The sequence below is a fragment of the Bacillus sp. REN3 genome (genome assembly GCF_017912555.1).
GTDB lineage: Bacteria > Bacillota > Bacilli > Bacillales > Cytobacillaceae > Mesobacillus.
Genome location: NZ_JAERSD010000024.1, coordinates 61,044 through 68,225 on the forward strand (window position 1 = coordinate 61,044; position 7,182 = coordinate 68,225).

Annotated in this window: 7 protein-coding genes; 4 read left to right on the top strand and 3 right to left on the bottom strand. The window is 32.6% G+C overall.

Going from position 1 to position 7,182, the window contains the following annotated elements; all coding sequences use genetic code 11:
• Nucleotides 1-16: 16 nt before the first annotated feature.
• A complete protein-coding gene (locus JJQ88_RS17540; protein ID WP_210367337.1) occupies nucleotides 17-799 on the bottom strand; it encodes a hypothetical protein in 783 nt (260 codons plus the stop codon).
• A 466-nt stretch (nucleotides 800-1,265) separates the two neighbouring features.
• Nucleotides 1,266-2,042: a S8 family peptidase gene (locus JJQ88_RS17545; protein WP_349237157.1), complete on the bottom strand. Its 777-nt coding sequence runs from the start codon at nucleotides 2,040-2,042 to the stop codon at nucleotides 1,266-1,268.
• Between JJQ88_RS17545 and JJQ88_RS17550 the strand changes: the two genes are divergently transcribed.
• Both JJQ88_RS17550 and JJQ88_RS17555 read left to right on the top strand, forming a co-directional pair.
• The gene (locus tag JJQ88_RS17550; RefSeq protein ID WP_210367339.1) at nucleotides 1,968-2,507 is read left to right on the top strand and encodes a DUF4258 domain-containing protein; all 540 of its coding nucleotides are present in this window, start codon (nucleotides 1,968-1,970) and stop codon (nucleotides 2,505-2,507) included. The genes JJQ88_RS17545 and JJQ88_RS17550 overlap by 75 nt on opposite strands.
• 12 nt (nucleotides 2,508-2,519) lie before the next feature.
• Nucleotides 2,520-2,897, top strand: coding sequence for a DUF2283 domain-containing protein (locus tag JJQ88_RS17555; protein WP_210367340.1), 378 nt, complete (start codon nucleotides 2,520-2,522; stop codon nucleotides 2,895-2,897).
• 507 nt (nucleotides 2,898-3,404) lie between these two features.
• On the opposite strand, the gene JJQ88_RS17560 is transcribed toward JJQ88_RS17555, so the two are convergent.
• Nucleotides 3,405-4,673 carry a helix-turn-helix domain-containing protein gene (locus tag JJQ88_RS17560; RefSeq protein WP_210367344.1) on the bottom strand — a complete coding sequence of 423 codons (1,269 nt, stop codon included), beginning with the start codon at nucleotides 4,671-4,673 and terminating at the stop codon, nucleotides 3,405-3,407.
• A gap of 157 nt (nucleotides 4,674-4,830) precedes the next feature.
• Between JJQ88_RS17560 and JJQ88_RS17565 the strand changes: the two genes are divergently transcribed.
• The gene (locus tag JJQ88_RS17565; protein WP_210367341.1) at nucleotides 4,831-6,132 is read left to right on the top strand and encodes an MFS transporter; all 1,302 of its coding nucleotides are present in this window, start codon (nucleotides 4,831-4,833) and stop codon (nucleotides 6,130-6,132) included.
• Between the two features lie 60 nt (nucleotides 6,133-6,192).
• Complete coding sequence (locus tag JJQ88_RS17570) at nucleotides 6,193-7,152, top strand: metallopeptidase TldD-related protein (RefSeq protein ID WP_210367342.1); 960 nt, start codon at nucleotides 6,193-6,195, stop codon at nucleotides 7,150-7,152.
• The last annotated feature ends 30 nt before the right edge of the window (nucleotides 7,153-7,182 follow it).

Genomic DNA, 7,182 nt, shown 5'->3' on the forward strand with positions numbered 1-7,182 from the left:
CAATGAATTTTATTTTTCAGTTTCTTTTTTCACCAAGAACTGCTTCTCTAGTTTTTTCTACTCTTATAGTTGATTCTTGAACGGACTTTTCAAAAACAATATCTTTGACATATTTTTTTAACTCTGGTTTGTTGAATAATGTTTCTTTAAGAGAATCATTTGTTGATTTATAACCTTCAAGAACTTTGCTTTCATCATCAAGGATAGCCTGGATACCTTGATTTATCGCATCTTCATAAATCAACTTTCGGTAACTCTCAGTGTATTCCTTTCTAAATAATCCAACAAAACTATCAAAATAACTCTTGTCAAACATAGGAATATAAGCTAATTCTAATGCTGGTACTTTAATGTGTAAAATCTTGGATTTTTCATCAAAATAAAAGTCTTCTTTTTTGATATTTTTCAAATCATAACCAAGCATAAAATAACCGAATAAATGAATGTTGTATTCTTTTCCGAAAAGATACTTTCCGAATTTTTTGCCTGTTGTTTCTAGCCAAATATCATCATCTTGATTTTTCAAAAATTCATAAGTGTCATCTTCGGTGTAATCGAAGTCTTGGACATCCTCATATCCGAAATGTTTGCTGATTTCTCGCACCTTATCGTATGCGATGTCTTCTATGATGAGCTCACCTTCTATTGCTGTTGTTCCTTTTACTACTTTTTCTTCTCCACCTTTCAAAAGCATATATGTTCCTGCTGATCCAACGGAGGTACAAAGCAAGGCAAAAATAATGGTAATAACAATTCTTTTCTTAGATGTTTGCTTCCTATTAACTCTAAATTCTTCCATAATTTTTTCTCCCCATTATTTTCAAATACTTAAACAACAGATTCAGATTTGGTCAAATTCATCCTTCTGGTATTCATCAGAGTTTGGTTTTCATAATACCACTTAAAGTAATCTGCATTATCATCTTATCTAGTTTTAGACTACATCGTATCCAGTTTTCTTCTTAACAGCTTCTTTATCGGTTGTAAAATAATGAGTAGCTCCACCTTTAGAATACGATTCACCGTACCAAATCCCCTTATTAATTGCAGACCAATTGAACCGTTTAGAATTTATTTCTTTTTTGAAAAATCTTGCCGCCTCTTGAGTACTAGGACATTCAGCGATTAATTTTTCTCCTTTGAAAATATTAACGGGATTTCGACTTCGTTTTGTATTATAGGTCTTTTTCTGACACCTGTCTATTTATTATTTTTCTTCATCAGTATTAAGTTCAAAAGAACTTTATTACTGGTATATTGACTTCTCAATTTATAGGCATTGCTGCTGCAACGGAAGTGCCACTTGACTTCTGGGTTTTACCATTTAGTGAATAGCCTTCAATGTTTTCCCCTTGAGTCATAACATCAATATGTACCCCTCTACTGGACTTAAACCACCTTCGATTATCTTCATTTATAGCTCCAACTCCCAATACTTGATTAAACTTAGCGGGATAATTAACTGTATCCTTTACTGATACTCCATCATTTCCAATTGCTGATACAATTACGATACCTTTATTGCTAGCCTTTTCAATGGCTATCTCCAAATTCTTCGAATATTTCTTTCCTCCCAAGCTCATTAAGATAATATCAACATCTTCTTTAATAGCCCATTCAATTCCGCTTACAATATCTATATATTCTCCTTTATTAGATGACTCTAGAACCTTCGCTACATAGATATCCGCCTTTGGAGCTAATCCAAATTTACTAGATGATATTAAACTTGTAATAAAGGTACCGTGTCCATCCGTATCTTGAATTCCATTGTTACCTGAAGTAAAACCCTTTCCTTTTTTAAATGAAATTTCCCTATTCCTCATATCCAATCCTGTGTCAAGTATGGCAATAGAAACTCCCTCTCCGTCCAGATCATACTTTTCTTTTACTTGAGTTATTGATAGTGAAGGAGATTTTAATAATAAGGAATAGATAATTGCAATACGGATGTAACTGACACTGAGTTGCTTAACCTTCAAATTGAAGATATAGTTAGTGATACTGAGATTGTTGAAACCGTAAGTGAAACAACCACTCAAGCTAGTTTATCTGAAGAAGAAGTTGTACAAATTGAGAGTAAGATTTTAAGTCTACCAGAGGAAAAGTTTTTGATAGATGAAGAAACACTTGCTTATACTGATTCAATTAATCCCGAAATTCAAAATGAAGAATCAATAGAACAAGAACTATCAACTGACACTGATGCCGAAGCTTTAATTGCTCCTATTCTAGTACGTGCTGGAATATCAGCAACTGTAGCTTTATTAAGAAAAGCTGGAATTAATATTTTAAAAGTAAGTTATCATCTTGGTGTAAGAATGATTGAGCGAAAGGTTAGCCCTAAGCAAGTATACGATGCAATAACAAAAGGTAAAAAATACTACGATCCAGCTTATAATTCCACAGTTTATCATTACAACGGAGTGGCAGTTGGTAGATCAGGAAATACTCTTACAACTACATATAAACAGGCTAGTCCTAAATCAAGATGGATTAAACAATAAGGGTGATTACAAATGAATAAGAGAATTAGCTTTGATAATGAAACCAAATTAGGATATATTTATGTTTTTGAAAAAAAAGGGAAATATCTTATAGAAGAAACAGAAGAACTCGAAGTAAACCCTTTTATATCCCTAGACATTGATAAAGAAAAAAGAATAGTAGGGTTGGAATTATTTGGAGAGGAAGCCAAGACCCTTCTAAATTTTAATAAGGATAGTTTTTATACTAAAAATGATTCAGGACCCACATTTATGATTAGTGAAAACAAGAAGTCTTTAAGTAAATATAGCTTTTTAGGAATAGAGTTCCTATTTACTAAGCCAGATTATAAAGGTTTCAATGGCTATAATATCATTGACCTCGTAAAATATCCTGAGAATGAACTTTAAATCTGAATGTTATGAGAACCCGATAATATCGGGTTCTTTTTTACAAATCATAATAGTACTTGAAATTAAAGTATATTTGAAATGATTATGCCTATAGCAATCACGTTTTTCAAATTTTTTACAAATGCGATTATTAATCTATACTCCCACGTTTATGCAATAAGAAAAGCCGCATTGTAAGTAGCTAGACCTTTAATGAAACTCCTTTAGTTTGATTATATGTATAATGAGCAAAACAGAACGGTTCTTGCATCTCATTCGAGATCCTAAATGCCTTCATTAATTAGTATGATTTCCTGAAACTACAAGAGCCTTATCCCCCAAAGGATAAGGCTCCTACTTATGCTAATACAATTTTCGCGACAGCTTCGCAGTGTGCGGAGTGTATGTGGCAACACATGGAGATGTATGGTGAGTTGACATTTTAGTTTTAAGCCAACTATATGTGTGATTATTAATGTTAATCCTTTATTTAGAGTGAAGTATAATTAAGTGAAGTATAATTTTTTACAGTGCTATTTCTTCCAATATTCTCTTTTGAGTTGTATAAGCTAATTGTTTATAGTAACTATCTGGCATATCTCTATAGTTTTCTAATGCCAAGGTTGAATGCCAAAGCGCTTTTTCATTGTTTCCTAATTTTAAATAGCACAGGGCCTTATAAATTTCTCCTGTATATAGTAAGGATAAATCATAGGGGTGATTAAAGTAGTCCGGTACCTCTGCTTTCTCCAGCCAACTAATTGCCACACGATAACGCTCCATACCGAATAATGCTTTTCCCTTAACTATATATACATACGGCTCGATAATTTTTATTTCTGTATCATCCACATACTCTTCAATCAGTCTTAAGGCGTTTTCATATTCACCTTCACTGCTGATCATCATTTCAGCTGTTAACAAATCAGAAAAAGCATAATAATAACGACTGTTGGTAAGTTTACCGTATTGTCTAAGTTTATCTAAATAATATTCCAATTTACTTTTATTTCTACTTATAAGGCTATAGCTCGCTGCCGCAGATAATAGTTCATCAATACGATAAAATATTTTGTGTTTCTTGGAATACTCAACAGCAGCCTCGATTATTTCAATTGCCTTGTTACCCTCACCAACAGCCAAGCGAAAGACTGCTTCATTATAATTATAATTTAGATAGGTTAAAGGCTCTATATAGACACCTGTCCTTATTATTTTTTCTTTCTCCTTTAGAAAAACAGCTAAGGCCTCATGATAATTCTTCTTTGAAAATTCAATGTTAGAAAGAAAGCTACCAATCGACGCACTCCTGGATGAAATGTTCAAATAATTATATATTCCATCAGCTTTCTCAAGTGGAGCTTTCCAATTTTCTGCTCCTGTAAAATAAAGGCTGTAACCATATAGCTCTAATAATCGGGCAGATTCATAGCCAGAATTATGTTGTATTTGTTCAAATAGGGGTTCGATATGAGCAACAATGTCTTTATATTTTTGAAAGGAGTCATGATTGTCTTCGTAAGATTCCAAGAAATAAAGGGCTTCTGTTTTGTCAACCAAGCTTCTCAGCTCTTCTTTATTTTCCTCTTTTAGTAAATCAGCTGTATTTACACCTAGTTGTTTAGCAATATGGCTTAAACTCTCCATTGAAGGCTGGGCTTTATTGTTTTCAATTAAACTTAACATCCCTTTAGTGATTTTTCCACTTGCTAATTCCTCCAATGTGATCTTTTTTTCCTTTCTAAGTTTACGAATCCTTTCTCCTAGAGTATCTATTGGTAACTCCCCCTTTATCTATATAAGTCAATTATAAAGGAAAATGAATAGATGAAAAAGTAATGGAAAATAAAAAGTTTAATTAAATTTAAAAAACATATTGAAATTAATTCCATTCATTGTTACAATTTGTTTAATTAAATTAAACATAACGATAAAAAGAGGGGGTGTTCTCATGGAAGCGCATCTGAAATTAAGAAAAGCTACACAACATATTTGGACCTTCACCATTAGTAAATTCATATCCAGTGTTGGTGTCCAAGTGTATACGTTTGCAGTCAGCTACTATATTTTACATTTAACAGGATCTGCGTCCTACTTTGCGATAAATATTCTATGTAATGTACTACCCCGGACTTTAGCTTCTCCAATAGCAGGATATTTTGTAGACAAATATCCAAGGAAAAGAATAGTTATTATTTCTCATATTATAAATATTTTCATTCTCTGCTTCATGATCATTCTTAGCAAATTAGTTGGTCTAACGTTACCGATATTCTATATTGCAACCATACTATTTACTTTAACTTCTACCTTCGCTGGCCTTGCTTTTACCTCGTCCATTAGTGGACTTGTTGATGCCAAAAGAATTCAAAAAGCAATGTCATTAAATCAAATGGTCATCTCGATTTCCTCAATAGCAAGTCCAGCTATAGGTGGACTAACCTTCGCCCTTGTCAACATGCCAGTATTATTAACCATTTACTTGAGTGCAGTAATACTTGCTCTAATTCTGGAATCAACAATGAATTTCACTTTATTTTCAGCAAAGCAGACCACTAAAACTCCTAAATCGCAAAACTCAACAATGTGGTTAAACATAAAAGAAGGGCTAGTCTATATTAAAGGGAAGCCCTTGATCATCTCAATTATCTCTATTGCACTTTTTATTAACTTTTTTGCCGGCGCATTTCAGGTTGGATCCTCATTCACGTTAATCAACAAACTGAAAATGAGTTCTCAACACTTTGGAATGATAGAAAGTGCTCTTGCAGCAGGTATGCTCATAGTCTCCATTTATTTATCTATTCGAAAAGAATTAAAATATCCGCTAATGAAAGCCAAATACGGAATTATCTTAATAGGCCTTTTGATTTGTATATTTACTTTGCCTACATTTTTCCGGCCTTCATATACATTTGTTTTCTCCTTCTATATAACAATCATGCTTGTATATGGAGCAGCTTTAACTTTTATCAATACACCGATCCTGGTTATGTTACAAAAGGAAATATCAGATGAATTTAAAGGAAGAGTTTTCTCTCTCCTAGAAACTGGTGCACAAGCGCTAGTTCCTTTAAGTACAATTTTGTTTGGAATTCTTTATGACTTGATTCCGTTTCAAATTGTAATGTTATCAGCCGGTTTTTCTCTTTTAATAGCTGTCCTGTATCTGGCGAGAACTTCCGTTATCCAAAGTGTCCATCCTGAATTATTTGAAAAGAAAAAGAATCCAGTAATTCGTGTTAGTGACTAAATAACATAGATTATCATTTAACTTCTGGAAACGAGGTCAACTACAAATAGGGGGGAGGAGATGGAAAAGAGTATACTATCTTTTAATTTCAACGAGATACTTGGTACATCATTTGAGGATGGGGAAAATGAAAGTTTTTCATGGGGAAGTAATATAACGGATGACATTAAATTATGGTCTGGAAAAGACTTTAAAAATCAACTACAGGAATTTATAGACACAAAATCAGCTACTGAAGCCTTAGAGTTCTACTCAAAAAACAACTTAGATTTCATAAGACAAATCTCTTCAATCCTAAATACAGAAAGAGAATGGTATACCCAATTCAATAATGCTATAAAATTTGAGTTTTCAATTTCCAGCAATGGATCAATAAGGTTTTTAAGAATTGATAATAAACTTGTATCCCAATTCAGAAAAAACGTTGTGATCGATATAGGAATTTTTGATTCCAATGAAGTTATCCTGGTAGATAGTGTTGATTTAAATATTTACAATTTAAGTTCACTTACTAAGTTTTTTTTAAGCTTAAGAAACAGAATATTACATATTTTTAAAACTCCTAAGAGTGAATTAATACCTTTGTTTGAAAATATTTATTTTACTTCCTTTCCAAGCAGCATAATTACTCACGAGGTTTTTGGCCATTTATTCGAAGAAGATAATTTTGCGGAGCTAGAAGACAAAGAGATAAAAATTCCTATGTTTATTTCGGTTGTTGATAATCCTTCTGCCGGCCTTTGCGGTGATTGTTCTTTTGATGATGAAGGAAATTTTATAGAACCTATAACGGTAACTAAAAACGGGCAAATTATGAATTTATTGGGCTCGAATTACTTTAACAATAGAAATATTTTAAATACTAGAAGTCGATTAGGATTAGGTGGGGCAGCATCATTACCAAGAGTTACAAATACCATACTAACATCAAGTCTTAATTATACTACCCATTCTTTAGACAAAACTTTAATAGTGTATTTGGCAAGCGGGAAATGTATGATTTGGCAGTTAAAAATGTAGCTACTTGCCAACATCCCTTTTTAACGATTA